This is a genomic window from Caballeronia sp. A2-2, from assembly GCF_057612605.2.
In genome coordinates this window covers 180126-204386 of sequence record NZ_CM172587.1, presented here as the reverse complement: position 1 = coordinate 204386, position 24261 = coordinate 180126, and the positions used below count along the sequence as shown (strand labels likewise).

24 protein-coding genes and 1 pseudogene are annotated in these 24261 nt (G+C 60.6%); 13 read left to right on the top strand and 12 right to left on the bottom strand.

Translation table 11 applies throughout. The features are described 5' to 3' along the window. The first annotated feature begins 162 nt into the window (after positions 1 to 162). The 5 genes and pseudogenes from ACZCWR_RS01050 to ACZCWR_RS01030 form a co-directional block, all read left to right on the top strand. Positions 163 to 1140, top strand: coding sequence for an AAA family ATPase (locus ACZCWR_RS01050; protein ID WP_487301907.1), 978 nt, complete (start codon positions 163 to 165; stop codon positions 1138 to 1140). Between the two features lie 195 nt (positions 1141 to 1335). Further along, positions 1336 to 2439: an NAD(P)/FAD-dependent oxidoreductase gene (locus ACZCWR_RS01045; protein ID WP_487301906.1), complete on the top strand. Its 1104-nt coding sequence runs from the start codon at positions 1336 to 1338 to the stop codon at positions 2437 to 2439. A 139-nt stretch (positions 2440 to 2578) separates the two neighbouring features. Then, a complete protein-coding gene (locus ACZCWR_RS01040; RefSeq protein ID WP_487301905.1) occupies positions 2579 to 2893 on the top strand; it encodes a high-potential iron-sulfur protein in 315 nt (104 codons plus the stop codon). Positions 2894 to 3102: 209 nt separating this feature from the next. Next, positions 3103 to 3330: a hypothetical protein gene (locus ACZCWR_RS01035; protein WP_487301904.1), complete on the top strand. Its 228-nt coding sequence runs from the start codon at positions 3103 to 3105 to the stop codon at positions 3328 to 3330. A gap of 126 nt (positions 3331 to 3456) precedes the next feature. Further along, positions 3457 to 3663: pseudogene (locus ACZCWR_RS01030) on the top strand (Txe/YoeB family addiction module toxin); the annotation flags it as partial. Between the two features lie 3 nt (positions 3664 to 3666). Here the strand turns inward: ACZCWR_RS01030 and ACZCWR_RS01025 are convergent. Both ACZCWR_RS01025 and ACZCWR_RS01020 read right to left on the bottom strand, forming a co-directional pair. Next, a complete protein-coding gene (locus ACZCWR_RS01025) occupies positions 3667 to 3945 on the bottom strand; it encodes a hypothetical protein (protein WP_487301903.1) in 279 nt (92 codons plus the stop codon). An 8-nt stretch (positions 3946 to 3953) separates the two neighbouring features. Next, positions 3954 to 4742 carry a Mut7-C RNAse domain-containing protein gene (locus ACZCWR_RS01020; RefSeq protein WP_487301902.1) on the bottom strand — a complete coding sequence of 263 codons (789 nt, stop codon included), beginning with the start codon at positions 4740 to 4742 and terminating at the stop codon, positions 3954 to 3956. A gap of 97 nt (positions 4743 to 4839) precedes the next feature. Here ACZCWR_RS01020 and ACZCWR_RS01015 point away from each other — a divergent pair, with 97 nt between their 5' ends. From ACZCWR_RS01015 to ACZCWR_RS01005, 3 genes are all read left to right on the top strand, one after another. After that, on the top strand, positions 4840 to 5712 hold the full coding sequence (locus ACZCWR_RS01015; RefSeq protein ID WP_487301901.1) for an NAD(P)-dependent oxidoreductase: 873 nt from the start codon (positions 4840 to 4842) through the stop codon (positions 5710 to 5712). 90 nt (positions 5713 to 5802) lie between these two features. Further along, on the top strand, positions 5803 to 6231 hold the full coding sequence (locus tag ACZCWR_RS01010; RefSeq protein WP_487301900.1) for a hypothetical protein: 429 nt from the start codon (positions 5803 to 5805) through the stop codon (positions 6229 to 6231). A 7-nt stretch (positions 6232 to 6238) separates the two neighbouring features. Beyond that, the gene (locus tag ACZCWR_RS01005; RefSeq protein WP_487301899.1) at positions 6239 to 6604 is read left to right on the top strand and encodes a response regulator; all 366 of its coding nucleotides are present in this window, start codon (positions 6239 to 6241) and stop codon (positions 6602 to 6604) included. Between the two features lie 205 nt (positions 6605 to 6809). Here ACZCWR_RS01005 and argC read toward each other — a convergent pair whose 3' ends face one another. The 3 genes from argC to ACZCWR_RS00990 all read right to left on the bottom strand — a co-directional run bounded on the left by argC (position 6810) and on the right by ACZCWR_RS00990 (position 9198). Further along, a complete protein-coding gene (argC, locus tag ACZCWR_RS01000) occupies positions 6810 to 7763 on the bottom strand; it encodes an N-acetyl-gamma-glutamyl-phosphate reductase (RefSeq protein ID WP_487301898.1) in 954 nt (317 codons plus the stop codon). A 94-nt stretch (positions 7764 to 7857) separates the two neighbouring features. Further along, entirely contained in the window at positions 7858 to 8442 is a 585-nt protein-coding gene (locus ACZCWR_RS00995; protein ID WP_487301897.1) for a flavodoxin family protein, read from the bottom strand. 165 nt (positions 8443 to 8607) lie between these two features. Beyond that, positions 8608 to 9198, bottom strand: coding sequence for a YbhB/YbcL family Raf kinase inhibitor-like protein (locus tag ACZCWR_RS00990; protein ID WP_487301896.1), 591 nt, complete (start codon positions 9196 to 9198; stop codon positions 8608 to 8610). A 273-nt stretch (positions 9199 to 9471) separates the two neighbouring features. Here ACZCWR_RS00990 and ACZCWR_RS00985 point away from each other — a divergent pair, with 273 nt between their 5' ends. Continuing rightward, positions 9472 to 10185, top strand: a complete 714-nt coding sequence (locus ACZCWR_RS00985) for a response regulator (protein ID WP_487301895.1) — start codon at positions 9472 to 9474, stop codon at positions 10183 to 10185. Positions 10186 to 10271: 86 nt separating this feature from the next. On the opposite strand, the gene ACZCWR_RS00980 is transcribed toward ACZCWR_RS00985, so the two are convergent. Then, positions 10272 to 10958 carry an orotate phosphoribosyltransferase gene (locus tag ACZCWR_RS00980; protein WP_487301894.1) on the bottom strand — a complete coding sequence of 229 codons (687 nt, stop codon included), beginning with the start codon at positions 10956 to 10958 and terminating at the stop codon, positions 10272 to 10274. Between the two features lie 467 nt (positions 10959 to 11425). On the opposite strand from ACZCWR_RS00980, the gene ACZCWR_RS00975 reads away from it, so the two are divergent. Together ACZCWR_RS00975 and ACZCWR_RS00970 are read left to right on the top strand one after the other, a co-directional pair. Next, positions 11426 to 13711, top strand: coding sequence for an NADP-dependent malic enzyme (locus ACZCWR_RS00975; protein WP_487301893.1), 2286 nt, complete (start codon positions 11426 to 11428; stop codon positions 13709 to 13711). Between the two features lie 172 nt (positions 13712 to 13883). Next, on the top strand, positions 13884 to 14165 hold the full coding sequence (locus tag ACZCWR_RS00970; protein ID WP_487301892.1) for a hypothetical protein: 282 nt from the start codon (positions 13884 to 13886) through the stop codon (positions 14163 to 14165). A 56-nt stretch (positions 14166 to 14221) separates the two neighbouring features. Here ACZCWR_RS00970 and ACZCWR_RS00965 read toward each other — a convergent pair whose 3' ends face one another. After that, positions 14222 to 17794, bottom strand: coding sequence for an indolepyruvate ferredoxin oxidoreductase family protein (locus ACZCWR_RS00965; protein ID WP_487301891.1), 3573 nt, complete (start codon positions 17792 to 17794; stop codon positions 14222 to 14224). Between the two features lie 347 nt (positions 17795 to 18141). On the opposite strand from ACZCWR_RS00965, the gene ACZCWR_RS00960 reads away from it, so the two are divergent. After that, positions 18142 to 18342 carry a hypothetical protein gene (locus ACZCWR_RS00960; RefSeq protein ID WP_487301890.1) on the top strand — a complete coding sequence of 67 codons (201 nt, stop codon included), beginning with the start codon at positions 18142 to 18144 and terminating at the stop codon, positions 18340 to 18342. A 96-nt stretch (positions 18343 to 18438) separates the two neighbouring features. Here ACZCWR_RS00960 and hppD read toward each other — a convergent pair whose 3' ends face one another. Next, positions 18439 to 19542 carry a 4-hydroxyphenylpyruvate dioxygenase gene (gene hppD, locus ACZCWR_RS00955; RefSeq protein WP_487301889.1) on the bottom strand — a complete coding sequence of 368 codons (1104 nt, stop codon included), beginning with the start codon at positions 19540 to 19542 and terminating at the stop codon, positions 18439 to 18441. Positions 19543 to 19712: 170 nt separating this feature from the next. Here hppD and ACZCWR_RS00950 point away from each other — a divergent pair, with 170 nt between their 5' ends. After that, the gene (locus tag ACZCWR_RS00950) at positions 19713 to 20216 is read left to right on the top strand and encodes an Lrp/AsnC family transcriptional regulator (protein WP_487301888.1); all 504 of its coding nucleotides are present in this window, start codon (positions 19713 to 19715) and stop codon (positions 20214 to 20216) included. 63 nt (positions 20217 to 20279) lie between these two features. Here the strand turns inward: ACZCWR_RS00950 and ACZCWR_RS00945 are convergent, their stop codons facing one another. The 4 genes from ACZCWR_RS00945 to ACZCWR_RS00930 form a co-directional block, all read right to left on the bottom strand. Next, the gene (locus ACZCWR_RS00945) at positions 20280 to 20939 is read right to left on the bottom strand and encodes a GNAT family N-acetyltransferase (protein WP_487301887.1); all 660 of its coding nucleotides are present in this window, start codon (positions 20937 to 20939) and stop codon (positions 20280 to 20282) included. Between the two features lie 201 nt (positions 20940 to 21140). Beyond that, positions 21141 to 21746 carry a TetR/AcrR family transcriptional regulator gene (locus ACZCWR_RS00940; RefSeq protein WP_487301886.1) on the bottom strand — a complete coding sequence of 202 codons (606 nt, stop codon included), beginning with the start codon at positions 21744 to 21746 and terminating at the stop codon, positions 21141 to 21143. A gap of 30 nt (positions 21747 to 21776) precedes the next feature. Continuing rightward, the gene (locus ACZCWR_RS00935; RefSeq protein ID WP_487301885.1) at positions 21777 to 22577 is read right to left on the bottom strand and encodes a DUF1835 domain-containing protein; all 801 of its coding nucleotides are present in this window, start codon (positions 22575 to 22577) and stop codon (positions 21777 to 21779) included. A gap of 98 nt (positions 22578 to 22675) precedes the next feature. After that, a complete protein-coding gene (locus ACZCWR_RS00930; protein ID WP_487301884.1) occupies positions 22676 to 24142 on the bottom strand; it encodes an MFS transporter in 1467 nt (488 codons plus the stop codon). Positions 24143 to 24261 lie beyond the last annotated feature (119 nt).

The window sequence follows — 24261 nt, the reverse complement described above, 5'->3', positions numbered from 1 at the left end:
GCGCAGCACGTTTTGCACCCGTGATCGCGAGATGATACGCGCATGCTTTCGACGCCGCGCGATCCCGCAAATTGGCAGCACACGCACGAGACTGCTCGCTTCGCCTGGAGTTTTGGCGTCGATACACTGGCTTCGTCGACCATATAAAAGACGGGGTGTGAGATGACGACAGCCGTGGTCAAACAGGAACTGGCGGTGGCATCGTTCAGCAAGGTCTACAGTCTCGACGATGTGGAAACCGCGCTCAATGATCTCTCCGATGGCGCAAGCGATGCCCTGCGCGCCACCTACGAAAAAATGCTCAAGGTCGGCAATCTGCGCTTCTGCGTAAAGCCGAACCGCATGCCGTCGATCGACGATCTCGCGGCCGCGCTGCCGAACTTCGAAGAACCGCTCGACGATATCCGCAAGCAGATCGCGCTGTGTCTCGAAACCGACGACCGTCTCGAACTCATGCCGATGCTTTTGCTCGGCGATCCGGGCATCGGCAAGACGCATTTTGCGAAGCAGCTTGCGCGCTTGCTCGGCACGTCCTGCCAGTATGTCGCGATGAGTTCGCTCACGGCCGGATGGATTCTTTCGGGCGCGTCGTCCCAATGGCGCAACGCGAAACCGGGCAAGGTCTTCGACGCGCTCGTCAACGGCAGCTACGCGAATCCGGTGATTACGGTCGATGAAATCGACAGGGCCACGGGCGATGCGCAATACGACCCGCTCGGCGCACTCTACGCGCTGCTGGAGCACGACACCGCGCAAAGTTTCGTCGATGAATTCGCGGAAGTGCCGATCAACGCGGGCAATGTCGTGTGGATCGCCACGGCCAACGATGCGCGCGGCATTCCCGAACCGCTTCTGAACCGCATGAACGTGTACGAGATTCCAGCGCCGGACCGCGACGGCGCGCGCCGTATTGCGCAGGCAATTTACGCCGAAATCCGCAATGCGCACACGTGGGGCGCGCGCTTCCCCGAAACGCTCGGCGACGCTCCGCTCGATGCGCTGACGGAAGCATCGCCGCGCGGCATGCGGCGTGCGGTACTCAATGCATTCGGCAATGCGCGCATCGACGGGCGGCATTGCGTCGAGGCGAAAGATATCGTGCTGGATCGCCAATCGCGGCGAAAATCGATCGGTTTCTGAGCGGCGCGCGTTTTTGTTTTTGCCAAAAACCCCGTCGAAACCTGGCTTTTTTGACATCGAACGGCCATTTTCGTGCCTTTTTCTGCATTGCTGCGGAAAATGGTTTAATCGGCATGCGTTTATTGTGTATCCCGCAATAGTGTCGAACGTAGAATGAATGCAGTGTAGAAACGACATCGGCGGCGGGCGAACAACATGGATCGGATCGAATGCGTGGTGATCGGAGCAGGCGCGGTCGGGCTGGCGATTGCCCGGGCGCTCGCGATGCGCGGGCGCGAAGTCATCGTGATGGAATCGGGCGAGGCGATTGGCGTCGGCACGAGTTCGCGCAATAGCGAAGTGATTCACGCGGGCATTTATTATCCGCGTGGCTCGTTGAAGGCGGAATTATGCGTGCGCGGGCGTGACATGCTTTACGAGTTTTGCCGGGCGCACGGCGTGCCGCATCAGCAATGCGGGAAGTTGCTCGTGGCGACCGCGCGCAATCAGATACCGCAATTGGCGGCGCTGGAGCAGAAGGGCATCGAGAATCGCGTGAAGGGCTTGGTGCGGATCAGCGGCGCGCAGGCGAAGGAGATGGAGCCGCACCTCGAATGCGTCGAGGCGGTGTGGTCGCCGATCACGGGCATCATCGATAGTCATCAGTACATGCTCGCGTTGCAGGGCGAGGCGGAGAATCACGGCGCGGCCATTGTGTTTCATACGCCGGTCACGTCCATCGATGCGCGCGAGGGTTGCATCATCGTCGAAACGGGCGGCGATTCGCCGACCAAGTTGCGTGCCTCGTATCTGATCAATAGCGCGGGTCTGCATGCCAATGAAATCGCGCGGCGTATTCGCGGTCTGGACGATCGTCACGTGCCGCCGCTTTACTTCGCCAAGGGCAATTACTTCGGCGTGAGCGGACGCGCGCCGTTCGAACGCCTGATTTATCCGATGCCGAATGAGGCGGGACTCGGCGTGCATCTGACCGTCGATCTCGGCGGACAGGCGAAGTTTGGACCGGACGTCGAATGGGTGCAGTCGCTCAATTACGATGTCGATCCGCGTCGCGCCGAATCTTTCTACGCCGCAATTCGCGCGTATTGGCCGGCGCTTCCGGATGGCGCGTTACAACCGGCCTATGCGGGCATTCGTCCGAAGCTTTCCGGACCGGGACAAGCGGCAGCGGATTTCATCATTCAGGGAAAGTCGGCGCATGGCGTGCCGGGGTTGGTGAATCTGTACGGCATTGAATCGCCTGGGCTGACCGCATCGCTTGCCATCGCGGAACGCGTGGCGGACATGACGCGGACATGAGCGTTCAGCTTACGAACGACTTTCTGCTGGAAGTTATCTCCAACATTTGGCTGTAACGATTCCCTTCGACGTTGCTATGCTGAGGAACCGCCGTCGCCAAGAACGGCGTTTCCCCCAATACAACATGGAGTGAGTCACCATGAAGACATCTCGTCGCACGTTTATCCTGACTGGCGTGGGCGTTGCCTCGACGCTGGCGCTGGGCTCTCGCGTCGCGCTGGCCGATGCACCGAAAGTCGATGAAAACGATCCCACCGCGCAAGCTCTCGGCTATAAGGCCGATGCGACCAAGGTCGACAAGGCCAAGTACGCCAAGTACGCGGCGGGTGAGGACTGCGGCAACTGTCAGTTCTACCAAGGCAAGGCGGCCGATGCGTTTGCGCCGTGCCCGATGTTCAGCAGCAAGCAGGTTGCGTCGAAGGGCTGGTGCAGTGCGTATGTGAAGAAGGCTTAAAGAGGTTTCGAAGACGTGATGGGCGCGTCGGGTCTTATGGCTCGGCGCGCTTTTGTTTGTGCGCGGTTTCTTCGAACACGAATCCTCCTATGCCATTCAGCCAGGTTTCTTTCCTTCGTTAGTCATGTTTAACTTGTCATCCACGACGCAGTGTTGCTCGATGTGTGTCGTGAACTGAGCAGTTCGACGATCAGGCGAGGAGAAGGAAATTGGCTTTAGACAAACAAATTCGGAATGCGACAGAACTGGAAGATCATCTGAACAGAATGGACTGGGACGCGGTCATTCCGCTCATGACCGACGCGACTCCCGAGACATTGAGCATCATCGACAAGTTCATGATCGAGAACGACGCGCGAATCACCGAAGCATCGATGGCCTCTTTCGCGGCTCTGGGATATACGCCAGACAAACTGCGCGGACCTGAAGAGCTGTAATCAACGAGTTCAGAAGGCGTCGGCAGACGTCTTCATGTCAATCAGCACTTGGAAGCAGAGAACGTCATGTTACGCGGAGTCGATTTTTCAACAGAGAGCTGGCTGGATTAATTTTTCTGGCGATGGGCGGATCGAGCGGCGTTCATCAAGCTGGCGCAGATGCTCGATGAATGCCGCCGAAACCCGTTTAGCGGAATTGGGAAACCCGAAGCGCTCCGGCACAATCCGAATGTCTGGTCGCGCCGAATCGATCAAAAGAATCGGATTCTCTACGCCGTCACGGATGCTCGGATACTCGTGTATCGCTGTCGCGGCCACTACACCGACAAATAACGCTTACCGCTCCAGCCCAGCCTTCACCAACAACTCCGCCAGCACCTCCGTCATCCCGCCTTCATTCGTCGCCGCGCGTTCCTTCAATTGCGTCACCAGCTTCTCATCCAGCTTGCACGCAAAAGGCACCAGCCCTTTGGCCTGATCCAACTTGCGCTGCTCGCGACGATCCGGCTTCGCAGCGCCCTGATCCGCGCGGCCTTTGCCGCCTTGCTTCAGTTCGTTGGCCAGCTTGAACGCCTTGGTTTGTTCGAGTTGAAATTTGTTCACTTGATGCTCCATTGCAGCAATTAATCGACAGGGCCCGTATTGTACGTGCGCTCACGGGCCGTCGCGTCGGCCAGCGAATCGATGCGCGCACGCATGCGCCGCCAGTGCGTGCCTTCCCAGAACACGCGCCGGCAGACATCGCAGGTGACGAACCGCGAATGCCGCTCGCGCACGCCATCCGGCACGCGGTCCGCGACTTCATCGAGCGATGCACGCCGCAGCGGCGCGTTGCACATCAGGCAGAGGCGGAAAGGGCGGACATGCGCCGCAAGGTCCAGCCGATCCGCGATTTCGCGCCATTGCTCGTCGGCTTGCAGCGCGCGCACATAGCAGCCGCGCAGCAAGGTTCTGCGCTTGAGCAACTCGCGGTCACGCGTGAGCACGATGCGCGATTCGGCTTCCGCCAGCCGTTCGATCGTTTCGTCGAGGAAGTGGTTGTCGTAGCAGGTATCGAAACCCGCAAGCCGCAGCAGTTGCGCGAGTCCGCCTAAATGAGCATCGGCGATGAAGCGCAGATCGGCGGCGCGCAACGGTGGCCTCAGAAGAAGCGCGCCCGGCTCGGGATCGAAAGGCGCGTGCCGCGTCGGATAAATTTCGATGACATCGTGCGGTTGGACCGGCGCATCGAAACGTGCGGGTTCACCATTGCGCGTAATCAACTCGACTTCCGTATGCGGCACGCCTAGCGCCTCGATCATATGCTTGATCGACGAGCCATCCGGACACGCGCACGCGAACGTGCATCCGCGCTGCGGCCGCGCGAGGAAATCGTTCAGTTCGCGATGGAAACGAAAGCGCGCATCGATCATGCAGGAAGTATGGCATCCGCGGCTTGTGCGCGCTGCCGGTCGATGTGCTCTACTGGCGCTCCGCGTCGGCGTCGGCGGACATCGAAAGGAGAACGACATGGATATCGGATTCATCGGTTTGGGCGAGATGGGCAGCGCAATGGCGATCAACGCGCTGAAGGCCGGTCACACGGTGCGCGTGTGGAACCGTTCGCGCGACAAAACGCGCGCGCTGGCGGATCAGGGCGCGTCGGTGGTCGATACGCCCGAACAGGCGTTTTCCGGCGATGCCGCGTTCTCCATGCTCGCGGACGACAACGCGCTGCGCTCGCTGCTGCTGGACGGCGCGCTGCTCAAGCACGCGCCCAAGGGCCTCGTGCACGTCAACATGGCGACGATCTCGGCAGCGCTGGCCGTCGAATTGACGGAGATGCACCGGCAGCACGGCATCGGTTACGTGGCGGCGCCGGTGCTCGGGCGGCCGGATGTCGCGGCGGCGGGCAAGCTCAACATTCTCGCGGCGGGCGCGGAGGCGGACATCGCGCACGTGCAGCCCGTGTTCGATGTGCTCGGACAAAAGACGTGGCGCGTCGGCGAGGAGCCGCACCACGCGAACGTTTTGAAGCTCGCCGCGAATTTCATGCTGGCGTCGGCCATCGAGGCATTCGGCGAAGCGGCCGCGCTCGTGAGCGGCCACGGCATGCAAGCGCAAACGCTACTCGACGTCATCACGAATTCGCTGTTTCCCGGCCCGGTCTATCAGGGTTACGGGAAGATGATCGCAGAGCGCCGTTTCGAACCGGCGATGTTCAAGGCGCGGCTCGGTCTCAAGGACGTACGGCTTGCGATTGCGGCAGGCGATGCGGTGAACGTGCCGCTGCCGGTAGCGAGCGTCATCCGCAATAACCTCGTCGATGCCCTCGCGCACGGCGACGGCGACAAGGATTTCGCGGTGCTTGGAGAAGTGGCGGCGCGGCGGGCAGCGCGCTAAAGGTCGTTCAATCTCCTGCACGAACGGGCGCACGTTTTGCTCATCAATTAGGCATAGATAAACGATAAGAACGCAAGGAAGGAGACAGCCATGCCTTTCGATCGACGGCTCGTCATGTTTGCAGCGGTGTGCGCGGCGGCGATGAGCACGTCCGCGCACGCCGACGACACCCCCAGCCCCTGCGATGCGCTCAAGCGCGTGATCGCGGCATCGCCGAATTTCTCGTCATTAAGCGCATTCGATGGACGCCCTATCGCGCTGTCCTACGGCGACGATCCGAAATGCGCGGCATCGCAGACGAACTATCGCTGCACGTGGACGCCGCACGGCGGATCGAGCGCGGATGCATTACAAGGCGTGGCGGCGGATATCGCGTCCTGCCTTCCAGACGCGACGCACGATCAGAATTCGCCCGCCCGTCAGCATTTCTACCTCGGCGCACGCGGCGCGCGGACCGAGATCACGGCAGCGCAGGCGGGCAGCAACAAGCTCGCGCTTGAGATATACGGGGCGCGGTGAGGCTATCGTGACCAAACGCATCCTGATTGCCGATGACGACGACGATGCCCTCGCAGGCCTCGCGCATCTGTTCGGCGAAATGGGATACGAGGTCGCGCTCGCCGGCGACGGCGCGCAGGCGGTTGCGGTAGCCGAACAATTCCTGCCCGATGTCGTGATTCTGGACCTCGGCATGCCATTCGTCGATGGACTCGCCGCCGCCCGCGCGCTGCGCGAATTGCCCGCCGGTCACGCAATGCTGCTCGTCGCGCTGACCGGTTGGGGCCAGCCGCAGCATCGCGAAATGACGCAAAGTGCGGGATTTGACGTGCATCTCGTCAAGCCGGTGTCGGCGGATCAACTGACTTTCATCTTGTCGATGACGCAGCCTTGAGCGGATCAGTTGCATCCGTGCAACTCGGTATACCGCAAATGTTGCGTCGCATCAAAAACGTTGTTAGGATTATTCCTGTCTCCTCCATGTCTCCACTGATATGGATTCAGCCCGCCAAACCAGGCGGGCTTTTTTTTGCCCGCGCGCAAATGAAAAAGCCGACCTGCCTATGAGCAGATCGGCCTTCCGAAGCCTGTTTTGATGCTTAGCGGGTCAATCCCGCCGTCTCTTCCGCGCCGATGGCCAGATTCATGCACTGAATCGCCGCGCCCGACGCACCTTTACCCAGATTGTCCAGACGCGCCACCGTCACGAAGCGCTCATCGTTGCCGAACACGAAGATATCGACGCGGTTCGTCTCGTTGCAGGCCTGGACGTCGAAGAAACCGCCGTCGAGGTTGGTCTCGGCGTCGAACGGCATCACGTGGATGAACGGTTCGCCGGTGTAGTACTCGGCGAGCATGTCGCGCACCTGGCGCGGGCTGGCCGGACGCGTCAATGGGTCGGGCGAGAAATACGTCGTCACCGCGAGACCCTTCAGGAACGGGCCGACGATCGGCGTGAAAATCGGCGCGCGCTTCAAACCGGAACGCACCGACATTTCCGGCAGATGCTTGTGCGTCAGGCCCAGCGCATACGGACGCGGGCTCATCAGACGCGCATCGCTGCCCGCTTCGTATTCCGCGATCATCTTCTTGCCGCCGCCGCTGTAGCCGGTGATCGAATACGCGTGCGCGTCGAAATCGGCCGGCACGAGGCCGCCCGCGATGAGCGGTTGCATCGACAAAACGAACGCCGATGCATGGCATCCCGGCACCGCGATACGCTTCGCCGTGCGCATGCGCTCGCGTTGCGCGCGCGTAAGTTCGGGCAGCCCGTACGCCCAGTCGTCCTGCGTGCGGAACGCGGTGCTCGCGTCGATCATCACGGTGCGCTGATTGTCCGGCGCCACCAGCGACACGGATTCGCGCGAGGCGGCATCCGGCAGACACAGAAACGTCACGTCCGATTCGTTGATCAGCCGGCGGCGCTCCTCGACGTCCTTGCGCTTCGCGTCGTCGATGCGCAGCACCTCGATGTCACGCCGCCCCGACAGGAATTCGAAAATCTTCAGGCCCGTGGTGCCTTCCTGTCCGTCGACAAATACTTTCGTGGTCATCTCGATCTCGCTCGTTCAAGGCCGGCGCGCACGCTCGCACGTTCGCCCGCCGCAAAAACTCACATTCTAAGGCGATTTCGAGACGCGCTGATGTCTACGCTTTCGATGCCGTCTCGGCACCGATCCAGCGCGCCGTGACCTGCGCGATGCGCGCGCCGAACGCCTTCGCCGTTTCCAGATCGCCGGGCGGCGGCGCTTCCTCGGGCGTGGCATCGGCGGGAGATTGCGTGAGCAGTCCGGTGAAACCGCCCACGAAGTTCAGGTCGTTGCGCGTGGCGGCTTTCGTGTTCGACGGCATCATGCCGGTGCCGACCCAGATCATGCCGTGTTGCATCGCCAGCGTGACGAAGTAGGAAATGGTCAGGAATTTGTCGCCGTTCATGTGCGCGGAATTCGTGAAGCCCGCCGCGATCTTGTCCTTCCATTTTTGCGCGAGCCACGGTTTGGAGCTGGCGTCGGCGAATTTTTTGAAGTCGGCGGACGGGCCGCCCATGTACGTCGGCGCGCCGAAAACGATCGCGTCCGCGGCATCGAGCGCGATCCATGCGTCGTCGTCGATATCGCTGACGGCTAGCAATGTTGCGTGGGCGCCGGCATCGGTTGCACCGGCGAGCACGGCGTCCGCGACTTTCTTCGTGTGACCGTATCCGCTGTGATAAACGATGATGATGTTCGGCATGGCTTCCTTTTGCCGCGATCTCAGCTATCGAAGTGCGATGCGCGGTTGATTGGGGACGATGCGCGGAACGATGTCGCGCGCGGCCGGCAGACAGGCGAACTCAGTCTAGCAAAGCCAATTTGCACGCAACCGGCGCGAGCGCACGCTCGGACGCAACGAGAAGCGCTAGCGGCCGTAAGTGAAAGTCAGTTGCGCAGAAGCAAGTGCCGCGGTGCGGATTTCATGTTCGAACATGAGCGCGGGCGTGCCCTGGCGCAGGCGCAGATCGTCCGTGCCGAGCGCATACACCGTCACGACATAACGATGCGGCTTGCCCGGCGGCGGGCATGGGCCGCCGTAACCGTCGGTATCCCAGTCGTTGCGGGCTTCGACCGCGCCGGTCTTGCGCAGCGTGCCGGACGCGCTGGCATTGGCCGCCACATGCGTGACGCCGAGCGGAACGCCCGCCACGGCCCAGTGATACCAGCCGCGTCCCGGCGCGTCCGGGTCGTACATGGTGATGGCGAAGCTGCGCGTGCCGTCGGGCGCGCCGCGCCACGACAATTGCGGCGAGCGGTTGCCGCCCTTGCATTCGGAGTCGTCGAAAAGCAGGTCGCGTCCGACCGTCTTGCCCGGAACGATGTCGGTGCTTGAAACCGTGAAGGCGGGATCGGCGGCGACATCGTCCGTTATAGAAAAAACGGTCGCCGTCACGCCGATGCCGAGCGCAAATACGACGCGAGAACGCAAACTCATCATTCGACATGCGAGGCGCATGAGCTGAACTCCTGTCAGTAGCGTCCGCACTAATCGCGTTTCGCCGACCGCAACGATGTATTTTGTCTCAGAGATGAGCTTGGAAGGAGGTTGCAGTTTAACATTGCAACAAAGCATTAAAAGCTTGAACCTTGAGACTTAGCCTATGGCGCTGATTCGACGCGTTAGCTGCGAACCCCGCAGCGGTGATGAACTAGCACTCTTTTGATCAGAAAATGAGCATTCGAGGTTGATTCGCACGGCATCCAATCGGTTCGCGAAGAGGGAGAAATAATGAGCCAGCGAATAAAGGTCATCATTGCAGACGACCATCCCGTCATTTTGTTTGGAGCGACCCAGGCATTAAACAAGTTTCCCGAAGTCGATGTAGTTGGACAAGCGCGCCAATCGACCGAACTCATTCAGGAGTTGCAAAAGACGCCTTGCGACGTCCTCGTGACCGATCTCGCCATGCCCGGCGGTTCGTACGGGGACGGCATGCCGCTGCTCGGCTATATCGGGCGGCAGTTTCCGCGCGTGAAGCTCGTCGTGCTGACCATGCTCGAGAATCCGGCCTTGCTGAAGCGTTTGCGCGAGGTCGGCGTGATGTCGATCATCAATAAGGCCGACGACATGAACCATATCGGCTGGGCCATTCAGCACGTCATGCGCGGGCAGGAGTATCTCGGGCCGTCGGTCAAGACGGCGCTGGACAGCATGGGCATGGGTGCGAGCGGCCAGCAACGCAGCGTCGTTCTTTCCAAACGCGAACTCGAAGTCGTGCGTTTGTTCGTGTCCGGCATGACGATCACTGAAATTGCGGGGCAATTGCGCCGCAGTATCAAAACCATCAGCACGCAAAAGAATACGGCGATGCGCAAACTCGGCATCGAACGGGATTCGGAATTGTTCCAGTATGCGCAAAGCAACGGATTAATGAATCTATCTGCGTATTCGGGAGATGGATCGCTGGAAGATATACCCGCGCCCGCGCCGGACTCGATTTAGCTTTAATTGCCGAAGCCCAGCCAATAAAAAACCGCTGACATTTAATCAGCGGTTTTTTCATTTTAAAGCTGTTACTCAGCAATCGTTCACTGCGGCGCGGCAGTTGCACCGCCATGCGCGGCTGACCATTCAGCCGGCGCGTGCAGGAATTTCTCGACTTCATCGAGCGTTTTCGTTTCGAAATAACCCTGTTCCTTGGCAACGCGCAACACGTCCCACCACGTGGCGAGCGCGTGCAAATCCACATCGATATCCTTCAACACCGACACGCTTTCCTTGAAGATGTTGTAGTGGAACAGCACGAAGCAGTCGCTCACCTTCGCGCCCGCCGTGCGCAGCGCATTGATGAAGTTGATCTTGCTGCGGCTGTCCGTGGTCAGGTCTTCCACCAGCAGCACGCGCTGGCCTTCGGTCAGCAGGCCTTCGATCTGCGCATTGCGGCCGAAACCCTTCGGCTTCTTGCGGACGTATTGCATCGGCACCATCAGACGATCGGCGATCCACGCGGCGAACGGAATGCCCGCGGTCTCGCCGCCGGCCACGGCATCGATCTGTTCGTAACCGACATCGCGCAGGATGGTGGCTTCGGCCATTTCCATCAGGCCGCGACGCACGCGCGGATACGAGATCAGCTTGCGGCAGTCGATATACACCGGACTCGCCCAGCCGGACGTGAAGATGTACGGCTTCTCGGCGTTGAAATGCACCGCTTGCACTTCGAGCAGCATCTTGGCGGTGGTGTCGGAGATCGTCTGGCGATCGAAGCCTGTCATGGGCGAATCCTTGGACTTGAATGTGACGCTTGCAAAAGCGAGAAGGCGGCCGCGTGGGCCCTGGCGCATGGTCTGACGCAAAACGAGCGATCCGGCGGACCGGTTTCGCGTTCCCTGCGCGCGTAGCCCGCCATTTTACCCGAACTCGGTTTCCTCTGAAAACGAGCCGTCCGACACGAACGTTCGAAGTCATGTTCGAAGACCCTCGGCCCCGGTAAAACCCTGCTCCGGCCGCGTCGATGCTGCTTCGCGTCATTGCGAATGCGCGGTGTACACTGAACATCCCAAAAAAACCAAAGCTCCGTCCGCCGGCCTCATCCTTGCCCGCGGAACGCTGCGTCTATCCGACGCGCCGGGCGACTGAAAACATTGGTCCATTCATTCACACCCCCTCGCAATGTTGGGCGGTCGCCGGCGTGTGAACCCTGTTCAAACAATTCCCAAAGGTCTCAGGACATCAGGTCATCATGGACGAACAACTCAAGCAAAGCGCTCTCGCGTATCACCAGAATCCGCGTCCCGGCAAAATTTCGGTGACGCCGACTAAACCGCTGTCCAATCAGCTCGATCTGTCGCTCGCCTATTCGCCCGGCGTGGCAGCCGCCTGCATGGCGATCTACGACGAGCCGCTCGACGCGCAGAAGTACACCTCACGCGCGAATCTGGTCGGCGTCGTGACGAACGGCACGGCGGTGCTCGGGCTCGGCAACATCGGCCCGCTGGCGGCCAAGCCGGTGATGGAAGGCAAGGGTTGCCTGTTCAAGAAGTTCGCGGGCATCGACGTGTTCGATATCGAACTGGCCGAAACCGATCCGGACAAACTGGTCGAAGCCATCGCAATGCTCGAACCGACGCTCGGCGGCATCAATCTCGAAGACATCAAGGCGCCGGAATGCTTCTACATCGAGAAGAAGCTGCGTGAGCGCATGAAGATTCCGGTTTTCCATGACGATCAGCACGGCACGGCGATCATTGCGTCGGCGGCGATTCTCAATGGACTGAAGGTAGTGGGCAAGAAGCTGGAAGAAGTGAAGCTGGTTTGTTCGGGTGCGGGTGCGGCGGCCATCGCGTGTCTGGATTTGCTGGTGGATTTGGGTCTGAAGAAGTCGAACACGCTCGTGACGGACTCGAAAGGCGTGATCTACGAAGGACGCGGCAGCCTCGATGCCTCGAAAGAACGCTATCAAGCCACGACCGATGCGCGCACGCTCGCCGACGCCATGCACCACTGCGACGTGTTTCTCGGCTGTTCGAGCGCGGGCGTGCTCAAGCCGGAAATGGTCGCGACCATGGCCGACAAGCCGCTGATTCTCGCGCTCGCCAATCCGGAGCCGGAAATCCGCCCGGAGGAAGCGAAGAAGGTGCGGCCGGACTGCATCGTCGCCACAGGCCGTTCGGACTATCCGAACCAGGTCAACAACGTGCTGTGCTTCCCGTTCATCTTCCGTGGCGCGCTGGACGTGGGCGCGACGACCATCACCGAGGAAATGAAGCTCGCGTGCGTGCGCGCGATTGCCGAACTCGCGGAAGAAACCGATCAGGGCGATGAAGTGGCGAAGGCCTACGAAGGTCATTCGCTCGAATTCGGTCCGGAATATCTGATCCCGAAGCCGTTCGATCCGCGCCTCATCATCAAGATCGCGCCGGCCGTGGCGCAAGCCGCGATGGATTCGGGCGTGGCGACGCGTCCGATCAAGGATATGGACGCCTATCGCGAAACGCTCGGCGCGACGGTGTATCGCACCGGCATGGTGATGCGTCCGGTGTTCGCGGCGGCGAAGGCAGCGCCTGCGCGCATCGCGTTCGCGGAAGGCGAGGACGAGCGCGTGCTGCGCGCCGCACAGTTCGTGCTGCTGGAGAAGATCGCGAAGCCGATCATCATCGGACGTCCGGCGGTGGTCGAGATGCGTCTGCAGAAGATGGGCTCGAAGCTCAAGCCGGGCGTCGATTTCGAGATCGTGAATCCGGAAGACGATCCGCGCTATCAGAAGAGTTGGCAGGCGTATCACGAGATCGCGGCGCGTCAGGGCGTGACGCCGGAAGGCGCGAAGGCCGCGTTGCGCAAGTTCAACACGCTGATCGGCGCGATCCTCGTTCATATGGGCGATGCGGACGGCATGATCTGCGGGTTGATCGATACGTATCAGGATCACCTCAAGTTCATCGATCAGGTATTCGGCAAGGCGGAAGGCGCGAACAACTTTGCGGCGATGAACCTGTTGATGCTTCAGGGCCGCAATCTGTTCATCAGCGATACGTACGTCAACGAAACGCCGACGCCCGAGCAGCTCGCCGACATGACCATTCTCGCGGCGCGCGAGATGGAGCGCTTCGGCGTGGTGCCGAAGGTGGCGCTGGTGTCGAACTCGAACTTCGGCAGCGTGCCGAGTGCGTCGAGCAAGCGCATGGCGGAAGCGCGCAAGTTGATCGCGGCGCGTGCGCCCGAGCTGGAAATCGACGGTGAGATGCATGGGGATGCGGCGTTGTCGGAAACCGTGCGCAAGGCGGCGTTTCCTGGCACCACGCTTTCGGGCGAGGCGAATCTGCTGATCATGCCGAACGTGGAAGCGGCGAATATCACGTACAACCTGCTCAAGATGGTGAGCGGCGAGGGCGTGACGGTTGGGCCGTTCTTGCTGGGCGCGTCGAAGCCGGTGCATATTCTTACGCCGGCAGCGACGGTGCGGCGGATTATCAATATGACGGCGGTGGCGAGCGCTAATGCGAGTGTGGCGAAGGTGCAGGCTAAGTAGAGTTCAGCGTTGTTAGGAGAACGGCGATCCGGGTGACGGGGTCGCCGTTTTTTTGTGTTTGATTTAGCCAGGCAATTTCATCCATTTGAAAGCGCATATCCCGCGCAGTAGATAAACGGCGATGGCCCGTATGATTTAATACGGCTTCCGAAACAAGCCGCACAGTTTGAGCATGGAAATCATCGTAGAAACTTTTCGAAACCGGGGGGAGCTTTCATCGGCGGACGTCCGCGTCAGACCGTTGCCGGATCAAGGCCTCGACGTGGATCTGCGGGTGGAGTGCAGCAAAAGCATGCGTAGCCAATACCCTGTGGGTTCGTTGTTTCGACTGGCCGTAAAGCAGATTTATCGAAAAGGCACGCCTTTACTGTATGCGCATTATGCTGCGCCATTTGAACGAGTCAGCATCGACGAAGCGGAACGTTTTATTGACGCCATGTACGGCGGGAAATAAAACGGCGTGAAATAGACGATCTAAAAAAACGGCCCGCTTTCGCGAGCCGTTTCTACTTATGCCACGTGCCGCTTCTCCCCACCCTCATCCGTCCGCCACCGCGCCAGCAGCTTTTCCCACTTGATCTTCGCCGCCTTCACGTTGTTTTCCTTGATGTGCCCGTAACCGCGCATCGAGTCCGGCAGATTCGCGAGTTCGACCGCAAGCGCCAGCTTTTGCGCGGTAAGCCCCGCCATCAACTCACGCACCAGCGCTTCATAATCCGCGATCAACGCCCGCTCCATCTTGCGTTCTTCCGTGCGCCCGAACGGATCGAGCGACGTCCCGCGCAAGAACTTCAACCGTGCAAGCACGCGCATGGCCGACATCATCCACGGGCCGTATTGCTTTTTGACCAGATGACCGTGCGCATCCTTCTTCGAAAGCGACGGCGGCGCGAGATGGATCTTGATCTTCCAATCGCCTTCGAAACTTCCGCGAACCTTGTCCAGAAACACCGGGTCCGCATAAAGCCGCGCGACTTCGTACTCGTCCTTGTAGGCCATCAGCTTGTGCAGGTTCCGCGCGACGGCTTCGGTCAGCGCGTATTGCCCGTCGCTCATGCCAAGACCCGCTTCCGCAGCGCGCACCTCCGCGACGAGCCGCCCATAACGCGCGGCATACGCGGCGTTCTGATACTTCGCGAGATAGTCGAGACGCTTGTCGATCAGTGCATCCAGCGCCTTCGGCGTATGCAGCGCGACCACCTTGCCCGCAGCAGCTTGCGTGTTCGTCAGGCGCTTCACGCTCTCCACGTCGTGCGCGGCACGGCGGCCCCATTCGAACGCGGCCAGATTCTTTTCGACCTGTACGTTGTTCAGTTCAATCGCCCGAACCAGCGATTCATGCCGCAACGGCACCCATCCTTTCTGCCACGCATAACCCAGCACGAAAGGATTCGTGTAGATCGCATCGCCCATCAGCGCGAGGGCGAAGCGGTTTGCATCGACGAGGGCCACGTGCTCACCCGCCGCCGCGCGGATGTCCGCCTCCGCGCTCGCGCCCGGAAAGCTCCAGTTCGGATTCTTGATGAACTCCGCCGTCGGCGTCGCCGCGCTGTTCACGACCACGCGCGTGTGATCCGGCTGCATCCGCGAGCCGCATTCGTTGCTCGCCGTCACGATGGCGTCGCACCCGATGACGAGATCCGCCTCACCCATCGCGATGCGCGTCGCATGAATATCGGCCGGACGATTCGCGATCTGCACGTGGCTCATCACGGCGCCGCCTTTCTGCGCGAGACCGGTGACATCGAGCACGGTCACGCCTTTCTGTTCCAGATGCGCCGCCATGCCGAGCAGCGCGCCGATCGTTACGACGCCCGTTCCACCGACGCCGGTAACAAGCACGCCATACGGCCGCGCGATCTCCGGAAGTTCGGGCGTGGGCACGGGCGGCATGGCGTCATCGCCGACGCTCGTTGCTTTCGGCTTTTTCAACTGACCGCCTTCCACCGTGACGAAGCTCGGGCAGAAGCCATTGACGCACGAATAATCCTTGTTGCACGTCGATTGATTGATCTGCCGCTTCGTGCCGTATTCGGTTTCCAGCGGCTCGACGGACAGGCAATTCGACTTCACCGAACAATCGCCGCAACCTTCGCACACCGCCTCGTTGATGACCACGCGCTTCGCCGGATCGGGATACGCGCCGCGCTTCCTGCGGCGACGCTTTTCCGTCGCGCACGTCTGGTCATAGATCAGGATCGACGTGCCGCTAACTTCTCTCAATTGACGCTGAATGTCGTCCAGTTCATCGCGATGATGCACGTCGATGCCCGGCGCAAGCCCAACGCTCGCCGTGTATTTTTCCGGCTCATCCGTGACGATGACGATCTTCGCCGCACCTTCCGCCGCAAGCTGATGCGTGATCTGCGGCACGGTCAGCACGCCATCGACGGGCTGGCCGCCGGTCATCGCGACGGCATCGTTATAAAGAATCTTGTAGGTGATGTTCACCTTCGCCGCGATCGCCGCGCGGATCGCGAGCAGGCCGGAGTGGAAGTACGTGCCATCGCCGAGATTGGCGAACACGTGCTTGTCGTTTGAGAACGGTGCCTGACCGACCCATGCGACGCCTTCGCCGCCCATCTGGCTGAACGTGCTGGTGCTGCGGTCCATCCACACCGTCATGTAGTGGCAGCCGATTCCGGCCATCGCGCGCGAGCCTTCCGGCACGTTCGTCGATGTGTTGTGCGGACAGCCCGAGCAGAACCACGGCTTGCGCTCCGCTTCCACGCGCGGGCGCGCGAGCGCGCGTTCCTTCGCTTCGATCACCGCAAGACGCGCCGCGATGCGTGCGCGCACATCGGCGGGCAAGTCGAACTTTTCGAGACGCGTGGAGATAGCCTTCGCGATGATGGCCGGCGACAACTCGTAGTGCGCGGGCAGCAGCCAGTTGCCCATCGGCACGGACCATTCGCCGCCTGCGCCGTCTTTTTCGTCGAACTTGCCGTAGACGCGCGGACGCTGCGCATCCGGCCAGTTGTAGAGTTCTTCCTTGATCGCGTATTCGAGAATCTGCCGTTTTTCTTCGACGACGAGAATCTCTTCCAGCCCGCGCGCGAACTCATGCGCGCCCTGCGCTTCGAGCGGCCACACGCAGCCGACCTTATAGAGACGGATGCCGATCTGCGCGCAGGTGGCATCGTCCAGACCGAGATCGGTCAAGGCCTGACGCACGTCGAGATACGCCTTGCCGCCGGTCATGATGCCGAAGCGCGCCTGCGGCGAATCGATCTCGATGCGGTCCAGCTTGTTCGCGCGCACGTAGGCGAGCGCGGCGTACCACTTGTAATCGAGCAGACGCGCTTCCTGCACGAGCGGCGGGTCCGGCCAGCGGATATTCAGGCCGCCATCGGGCATCGCGAAATCGGTCGGAAGCACGATCTTCGTGCGATGCGGATCGATATCCACCGACGCCGACGATTCGACCACGTCGGTCACGCATTTCATCGCGACCCACAGGCCGGAATAGCGGCTCATCGCCCAGCCGTGCAGGCCGAAATCGAGATATTCCTGCACGTTCGACGGAAACAGCACCGGCAGACCGCACGCCTTGAAAATGTGCTCCGACTGATGCGCGAGCGTCGAGGACTTCGCGGCGTGATCGTCGCCGGCGAGCACGAGCACGCCACCGTGCGCGGCCGATCCTGCGGAATTGCCGTGCTTGAAGACATCGCCCGAACGATCGACGCCCGGACCTTTGCCGTACCACATGGAAAACACGCCGTCGTGCTTCGCGCTCGGGTACAGGTTGACTTGCTGCGAACCCCAGACGGCAGTCGCCGCGAGGTCTTCGTTCACGCCCGGCTGGAACACGATCTGATGCGCGGCGAGGTGCTTCTTCGCCTTCCACAACGATTGATCGAGGCCGCCGAGGGGAGATCCGCGATAGCCGGAAATGAATCCGGCGGTATTCAGGCCAGCGGCTTTGTCGCGCTCTTGCTGGAGCATCGGCAGGCGAACCAGCGCCTGGATGCCGCTCATATAGGCGCGGCCGCGTTCGAGCGTGTATTTGTCGTCGAGAGTGACGGATTTCAGAGCGGCTTCTAGCGAAGCTCTTTGTTCTGCGTCTAGCGGGGCGTTCATTACGTGTCTTCCTCCACCCGAGGTTTGGGATCACCAAAGCATGTTTCGGACCGTGGCATCTTGTGGACGCACTGGTCGCCATTCCAGTTTGCCGGGGCACACCCTTTCGAGACAGTGGGATTTACCCGTTAAAAAGTGCTCACTTACCGATGCTTTGCGTCAAAACGATGAAGGTTTCGTCCTGAACGCGTTAGTTTTGTTACCGCGTGTAAAAACGACACACTCGCGGAACCTTAAGGCTGAAGTGTGTCTAAAATGTCGCTTTCGGGAGTTTCCGCGCTGTTCAGATCGCGCGTGTTCGTCCCCGAAAGCAAGATGTAGCTATGCAGTTAGAAGGAGATAACGATATGAAACAAAGACACATCCAGAGCTTCCTCATGGTTTCGGCAGCTTTTCTGGCCATTAACGTGCCTACGGGCGCACGCGCGAATTCCGAGTCAACCAAGACGGCTGCGGTTCATCACGTCCTGCAATCACGCGTCCAGTCTGCACAGGCGGGCGCGGTCAAGCGTGGTGAATCCGAACACGGCGGCGACGAAACTGTCTGACCCGCGCCATTCGATTCATGTTTGAGCATGAATCGCCAAAAAAGAAGGGACATGCGCTTGCGGCTCATGTCCCTTTTTGCTGCGTGAAGCTTGGCGTCAAGTAGCGCTCGTGTCTTTCAGCACGCCGCGCCGCATCTGATCCAGTTCGATCGATTCGAACAACGCCTTGAAGTTGCCCTCGCCGAAACCCTGATTTCCCTTGCGCTGGATGATCTCGAAGAAGATCGGCCCGATCTGGTTCTCCGTGAAAATCTGCAGAAGGATTTCGTCCTTTTCGCCGTCGATCAAAATCTTCCGCTTTTTGAGTTCCTCGATGGATTCGTCATGATTCGGCACGCGCCGGTTCACGAGTTCGTAGTACGTGTCGATGGTGTCGAGCAGCGCGATCTTCGAAGCGCGCAGTCCATCGACGGTCTCGTAAATATCACCGGTGCCGAGCGCGATGTGCTGAATCCCTTCGCCGTGATACGCGTCGAGATATTCCTGAATCTGGCCGGCGTTTTCCGAACCTTCTTCGTTGATCGGAATGCGGATCTTGCCGCAGGGCGAAGTCATCGCTTTCGACTTGACGGCAGTCACCTTGCCTTCGATGTCGAAATACCGAATCTCGCGGAAATTGAACAGGCGCTCGTAAAACTCGGCCCATTCGACCATGCGCCCGCGATGCACGTTGTGCGTGAGGTGATCGATGTATGTCAGCCCGTGGCCGACGGGGTTCTGCTGCGCGCCCGGAATCGGTTCGAAATCGACATCGTAGATGCTGATATCGCCGATGCTGCCCGGCTGCGCGCCGTTCTTGCCGCGCCACCGGTCGACGAAGTAGATCAGCGAATCGCCGACGCCCTTGATCGCGGGAATGTTCAGTTCCATCGGGCCGGTGCGATTATCGAAGCCCCACGCACCGAGTTCGAGTGCGCGTTGGTAGGCCTGGGCTGCATCCGCGACGCGGAACGCGATGGCGCAGATCGACGGCCCGTGCAGGCGCGCGAAGCGCTGCGCGAACGAATCCTTTTCCGCGTTGATGATGAAGTTGATCTCGCCTTGCCGATACAGCGTCACGTCCTTGTGACGATGCCGGGCGATGGCAATGAATCCCAGTTGCTCGAACAGCTTGCCGAGCGCGACCGGATCGGGCGCGGTGTATTCGATGAATTCAAAGCCGTCGGTGCCGACGGGATTGTCCCAGTTCGTCGTGGTCATGCTGTCTCCTGATTGGCTGGCGGCGCGCGGGGCGCATCGTGGAAACAGTGTAGTCAGGCAGGCTTGGAAAATACTTGCGAAACAAAACGCTTGAGTTGCAGAATGCGCAAGTTACTGCCAACGTTCGCGCGCGGAGCGACAGAAAACGTTCGCGCGCGGAGCGACAGAAAATGGCCGAGCTTGAACTCGACACGATAGATCGACGCATTCTCGCCATCCTGCAGGAGAACGGACGGCTGTCGAATCAAGAGATCGCGGAGCGGGTGAATTTGTCGCCGAGTCCGTGCTTGCGGCGCATTCGTCGGCTCGAAGAAAGCGGCGTGATTCGCGGCTACGTCGCCTTGCTCGATGCCAAGAAACTCGGCCTCGGATTGCTGGCTTACGTCAACGTTCGGTTGGAGAAGCGCGGCGGTTCTGTCGCGACAGCGGGCGCGCCGAAGCAACCGACGCACGGCGATTTGTTCCGCGAAGCCGTGCGTTCATGGCCCGAAGTTGTGGCCTGCGACGCGATGACCGGCGAAATGGACTTCCTGCTACGCGTGCAGGTGCGCGACATGGACGACTTTTCGCGCTTCGTGGAGGATCAACTGCTGCACCATCCTTCGGTGATTGACGTGCGTTCCAGTTTCTCGCTCGAACGCATCAAGGAAACAACAGCGCTTCCATTGCGCTGATTCGCGGGCACAAAAAAGGGCGGTCCAAGCCGCCCTTCTTCTAAAAACCGCACGCGCGAAAAATCAAGCCGCTGGCATAAACGCCTGAAAAACCTGCGACGCGCGCTGCGCCTGCCGCTTCACCGCGTAATCGAACACGGCCGCTTGCTCTTGAAACATCTCCGCCATGTAGCTCGACTGATCCGCCGGAGTGAGCGAGAGATAAGCATCCGCTTCGCCATACGCGTATTCGATCTTCATGCCCGACTTCCTGGCGATATGCATCATCTTCGCGTTGCGCGACAGGCAATGCATGTACAACTCGGACACGCGCGTATTGCGGCTGCGCATGGCGGCGCGCTCGAACAGCTTCGTGCCGATGCCCCGGCCACGCGCGCTCTCCAGAACGGAGACACCGAGTTCGGCGGTGCGCTTGGTGCCGTCGGCAGGCAAATACGCCAGATGACCGACGCCGATCAATTCGAGCGAACTTCCGAACACGCCAAACACCGTGTCGTTCGCGAAATTCAAATTGCGCACGTAGTTTTCGATGACGTAATCCGGCACGATCTGGCCGAAGCGTAGCAAGCGGTCGTCTTCGTCGAGCGCGAGGAAATGCGTCAGCAGCCGATCACGATCAGCGGACGACAGCTCGCGAACGAGAACCGGCAAGCGCGCGGCGTCCGGCAGCGGACGGTCGCTCGCGACGATCTGCTCGGCGGTGCGGTTTATGGCTAGTTCCACGGGTTCCTCCTCAATTCATCGTGCAGCATGCTGCAAAGCAAGATGAATTTTACTGGCTTTCCAATATTGAAGTACGGGAAAACCCTTAATTGTGTCTGAGGAAGCGTTCTAACTAGCTAGTGAAAACGATAAAAATCAAATGAATTCAACGAAGTAGTTCTATTGGTCTGAAAACAATTTACATGTTGCAATGCGGCAATTTTACGTTTGCCCGCTCAAACCATGCTCGATCATGCCGATCACCTGCTCGGCAAACTCGCCATATCCCAGCTTTCCGCCCGGTTTGAGCCAGGTGAAGGTCCAGTTGATCATGCCGAAGACCATCATCGTGAGCGCGGTTTGATTATCTTTGTCCACGCGCGATGGATACGCCCGCGCAAGCTGCCGCGCGAACGCCGCGACGATATCGCGCTGACGGTCGAGCACGATCTGCCGCTGCGCTTCCTCCAGATACTTCACGTCGTTGAGCAGCGCGACGTGCCGGCTGTGCGAGGTCTCGTACTCCGCCAGAAACGCGCGCACCAGTTCCGCGAACGCCTCGCGCTCACCCAACCCACGCCGATGACTCGCGCCTTCCACCTCCGCGATGATCAGCATCAGCCGCTTCGTGTACCTGTCGAGCAAGTCGAAGAGAATCGCTTCCTTGCTCTCGTAATAGTGATAGAGACGCGCTTTGGACGTGCCGCTCGCGGCGGCGAGATCGGACATCGACGTGCTCGGATAGCTGGTCTGGGCAAATTTCGCGGCGGCGAGTTCGAGAATCTGGTCGCGTTGCGTCTCGTGGTCGGGCGCTCGGGTACGGGCCATGTGTCGGGGCGAATGCCTTGCTTGATTGAATTAACGGCGAACTTCGGCCTGCGCGATGTCCGACGGCGTGCCGCGAATTTTAAGCCGCCCCGCTGTGATCAGTTCGCGGCATCGCCAGAAACCGGTCGAGTCGCTGAGAACAAAGTCGAAGTTGCGCGTCATCGCCTCGCCGACGATGCGGCGCGCGGGACGCCATTCGTTATCGGCAAGCGAGAGCAGCGCTTCATCGACGTCGAGCCACGTTCCGGAAACCAGCATGTTGTCGCGCAGGCGGCGCGTTTCGGCGCTGGCGTACTTCGCCTCCTGCCATTCGAGCGCGAGTCGGCTGATGCGCAGCACCGAAATCGGCGCAGCGCTCGGCAGTTTCGCGAGCAGTTGCTTCGGTGAGAACATGCCGACCGCGGTCGCGCCGTCCGGACGCGTCGCACGGCCCGGCTCGGTATCGTTCGTCACGATAAGGAGATCTTGCTCATTGAGCCGCGCTTCGTTCAACCGCTGCGGCGCGTTGCGAAGGTGATAGGCCACGCGACGCAGCGTGAGTTGATCGCCCGCGCTCTGACCGTGCCAGACCACGATCTGCGTATCGCCGCGCGTGAGGCGGCCGATCAGCGCGTTCTGCTCGTCGAGATCGTCTTCGAAATCGGCGGAACTGTTCATCACCTGCCGCCAAAAAGCGGCGCGGGCGAAGGAAGAATCGTCGATTTCGCGCAGCGGGCCGACCGCGAGATCGTCGCGCAGGGCGAACACGCGCTCGTCGCGTTCGGCGAGCTTCAGGGCTTCGGTGAGGTTTTGAGCCGCGTAATCGCCATTCGTGACGTGGATCGTGGTCATCGTGATCGGCTGGAAGGACTAATGGAGCGCTCGGATGAGCGGCCCCAAGTCTACGCGAATCGGTGCGAGCGCGACTGTGACAAGGCGCGCGCTTCGATCTAGGCCGCGCCGAAATCCTCCGCATCGACGTCATAACCCGACGGTTCCCAACGCACCGAAAACAGCGCGATCAGCCCGATAAGCGGCGCCGCCGCGATGATCCAGAACACCTTCGTGCCAAGCGCGGCGGCTAGCACCGGGAAGAGGAACAGGGAAACGGTGGAGCTTGCGCGCATCAACGTCTGATTGAAGCCGACGCCGACGCCGCGCAACGATGTCGGATAACTGAGCGAGGCGAACGTCATGCTGTGCGATCCCGGCCCGATGCCTTGTCCGAGCAGAAACAGCGCAAGCAACGCGATAGCCGCGACGACCTGCGCGCCCGTCGCCGGTTTCCCGACGATGGCAAGCCCAACGAGCGCCGCCAACTGAAACGCGTAACCGATCACCGTCAAATTCCACGCGCCGAACTTCGGCACGATGCGCACCGAAATCAGCCCGCCGACGAACGCGAAGCACAGGTTTAGCGCGAGGGACGCGAGGATCGTCGTGAGCACGGACTGCGCGAGAAAGCTCGAAATGATGACCGGCAGCCCGAACGCGACGGCGTTGTACGCGAAGGATGAGGCAATCGCGATCACCGTCGCGAGCACGGTTCGACGCAGATAGACGCCGCGCAGCAGCGCGCCGTAGTTGCTCCACGAAGCGCGGCGGGCTTTCGGCGCGGTCGCGGTTGCGCTGGAATCGACGCGGGCATCGATGCCATAAGAACGCTGCAAAATGTCCGCAGCCGATTTCAAGTCACCCTGATTCGCCGCCCACACCGGCGATTCGCTCATATAACGGCTGCGAATCACGATGATCGCAATCGCCGGAATCGCGCCGAAACCGAGAATCAGCCGCCAGAGCCAGCCCGCGTTGTGCGCGGGTAGCACGGCGTACAAACCGAGCACGAGAAGATAGGACACGCTGATCGCCGCGTACCAGGTTGGACACCACATCGCGACGCGGGCGGCTTTGTTGCCCCGGCCTTGCAGACGTGAAAACTCGGCGAGAAACGCCATCGCAACCGGCAAATCGATGCCCACGCCCAGCCCCATCACGAAGCGCGCACCGCCGAGCACGTAGGCGTTCGGCGCGAGCGCGCAGGCGATCGCCGCGATGACGAAGAAGAACATGTCGGCCATGAACACACGATAGCGGCCCACTTTGTCGGTGAGATATCCGCCGAGAAACGCGCCGATGATCGCGCCGAACGTGATCGCGGAGGCGACGAAACCGGTTCCGGTCGGCGTCAAAGAAAATTCGCGGGCGATGTCCTTCACGCCGAACGCGAGCGCGCCGAGATCGTAGGCATCCAGAAAAACGCCGCCGAGCGCGATGGCGACGACCACGCGTGCATCGCTGCCGATGGCGGCGCCGCGATTCACGAGGTTGGAGACATCCGCCGCATTGCGGATGACGGGGCGCGGATCGGCGCCATTGGCGTTCGCCGGGGCGCGCTCGGGCGCGAAAGAAACGGACATGGTCGGCGAGTGTAAAAAGTTGTTTATGCAAGGAATCGCCGGATCGTACGCGGCGGTGCGTCGTCCACCAAATGATTTTTTGTTATTTATTAATGATTTACGGATCGGGGTTTCGACGC

Bases quoted from the DNA above. Each gene is read 5' to 3' on its own strand.
- ACZCWR_RS01050 (WP_487301907.1), top strand. From the start codon at position 163: ATGACGACAGCCGTGGTCAAACAGGAACTGGCGGTGGCATCGTTCAGC.
- ACZCWR_RS01045 (WP_487301906.1), top strand. From the start codon at position 1,336: ATGGATCGGATCGAATGCGTGGTGATCGGAGCAGGCGCGGTCGGGCTG.
- ACZCWR_RS01040 (WP_487301905.1), top strand. From the start codon at position 2,579: ATGAAGACATCTCGTCGCACGTTTATCCTGACTGGCGTGGGCGTTGCC.
- ACZCWR_RS01025 (WP_487301903.1), bottom strand. From the start codon at position 3,945: ATGGAGCATCAAGTGAACAAATTTCAACTCGAACAAACCAAGGCGTTC.
- ACZCWR_RS01020 (WP_487301902.1), bottom strand. From the start codon at position 4,742: ATGATCGATGCGCGCTTTCGTTTCCATCGCGAACTGAACGATTTCCTC.
- ACZCWR_RS01015 (WP_487301901.1), top strand. From the start codon at position 4,840: ATGGATATCGGATTCATCGGTTTGGGCGAGATGGGCAGCGCAATGGCG.
- ACZCWR_RS01010 (WP_487301900.1), top strand. From the start codon at position 5,803: ATGCCTTTCGATCGACGGCTCGTCATGTTTGCAGCGGTGTGCGCGGCG.
- argC (WP_487301898.1), bottom strand. From the start codon at position 7,763: ATGACCACGAAAGTATTTGTCGACGGACAGGAAGGCACCACGGGCCTG.
- ACZCWR_RS00995 (WP_487301897.1), bottom strand. From the start codon at position 8,442: ATGCCGAACATCATCATCGTTTATCACAGCGGATACGGTCACACGAAG.
- ACZCWR_RS00990 (WP_487301896.1), bottom strand. From the start codon at position 9,198: ATGCGCCTCGCATGTCGAATGATGAGTTTGCGTTCTCGCGTCGTATTT.
- ACZCWR_RS00985 (WP_487301895.1), top strand. From the start codon at position 9,472: ATGAGCCAGCGAATAAAGGTCATCATTGCAGACGACCATCCCGTCATT.
- ACZCWR_RS00980 (WP_487301894.1), bottom strand. From the start codon at position 10,958: ATGACAGGCTTCGATCGCCAGACGATCTCCGACACCACCGCCAAGATG.
- ACZCWR_RS00975 (WP_487301893.1), top strand. From the start codon at position 11,426: ATGGACGAACAACTCAAGCAAAGCGCTCTCGCGTATCACCAGAATCCG.
- ACZCWR_RS00970 (WP_487301892.1), top strand. From the start codon at position 13,884: ATGGAAATCATCGTAGAAACTTTTCGAAACCGGGGGGAGCTTTCATCG.
- ACZCWR_RS00965 (WP_487301891.1), bottom strand. From the start codon at position 17,794: ATGAACGCCCCGCTAGACGCAGAACAAAGAGCTTCGCTAGAAGCCGCT.
- ACZCWR_RS00960 (WP_487301890.1), top strand. From the start codon at position 18,142: ATGAAACAAAGACACATCCAGAGCTTCCTCATGGTTTCGGCAGCTTTT.
- hppD (WP_487301889.1), bottom strand. From the start codon at position 19,542: ATGACCACGACGAACTGGGACAATCCCGTCGGCACCGACGGCTTTGAA.
- ACZCWR_RS00950 (WP_487301888.1), top strand. From the start codon at position 19,713: ATGGCCGAGCTTGAACTCGACACGATAGATCGACGCATTCTCGCCATC.
- ACZCWR_RS00940 (WP_487301886.1), bottom strand. From the start codon at position 21,746: ATGGCCCGTACCCGAGCGCCCGACCACGAGACGCAACGCGACCAGATT.
- ACZCWR_RS00935 (WP_487301885.1), bottom strand. From the start codon at position 22,577: ATGACCACGATCCACGTCACGAATGGCGATTACGCGGCTCAAAACCTC.
- ACZCWR_RS00930 (WP_487301884.1), bottom strand. From the start codon at position 24,142: ATGTCCGTTTCTTTCGCGCCCGAGCGCGCCCCGGCGAACGCCAATGGC.